1 protein-coding gene is annotated in these 882 nt (G+C 46.7%); it reads right to left on the bottom strand.

Features of this window, described 5'->3' with window-relative positions; genetic code table 11:
- Positions 1-785: IS21 family transposase (gene istA / locus ACTNC3_RS11410; protein ID WP_441227506.1), on the bottom strand; the 785-nt coding region annotated here is incomplete at its 3' end.
- Positions 786-882 lie beyond the last annotated feature (97 nt).

Here is an 882-nt window from a genome sequence, read left to right as displayed (position 1 = left end):
AGAGTCTTGTTATATTCGACCATGTCATGATAGTGTGGCGCTGGCACAAAGAGGTTTCTCCGGATCGTCCCTACTTTATTCTCGACATTGCCCTTTTCCCAGCCGGATTCCGGATTACAGTACCTGACCTGAAAGCGGTATTGAGCACGGAACTTTTTAAACATCTCGGTTTCGATGACTTTGTCATGTACCCGATGGCCGACTCCGGTAGCATTGTCGAAGATCAGGACCGGCGGAACTCCTCCGATGTGGGTAAAGATATCCTCAAGTCCCTGACAGACGCACTCTGCGTTTTCACCACAGAAGAGCTGAGTATAGGAGTCATTGCTGAACGGAAACGAAACGACCAGATATTTCCTGCGAACGCAACGGTTGTCCTCATAGAAATCCGCCTCTCCGAAATCCACTTGAGCATAGCCGGGATCCCAGACCAGTTCCTGCGAAGCTTTGTTCTGGACATCCTTACGGATCTTTTTCAGATACCGCTGTACTGTCTCGTAGCTGCCTGTATAACCTTGTTCCTCAACCAGCCGGTCGTAGACCCGCTGTGCTGTATGATGTTGTTTGCACCAGTGTTTTCGGTCCTCCTCAAGCCACTGCCTGATCGCCGGTTTAAACGGATCAAGAATGGATGACTTTGGCGAAACCGTAACTGGGCTGTCCGAAAAATCCTCCTTCTCCAGGTATTTCTTTATGGTTTTAGGATCAGCACCGGTTTTTTTGTGAATTTCACTGATCTTATAGCCACTTTGGTATAAATCTCTGATATGATTGATATCGGACATGCTGAGCATCTTCCTTTCCTCCCTTATCTATTGGTTGTGCTTTAGATAAAGGATAATTTTGATTGGTTGGTGTTTCAACGTGTCCTTTCCATTTATA

It is taken from the genome of Oribacterium sp. HCP3S3_B9 (genome assembly GCF_052064255.1).
Taxonomy (GTDB): Bacteria; Bacillota; Clostridia; order Lachnospirales; family Lachnospiraceae; genus Oribacterium.
Note: the sequence above shows the minus strand (reverse complement) of the source record. Positions and strands in the feature narration are given on the sequence as shown.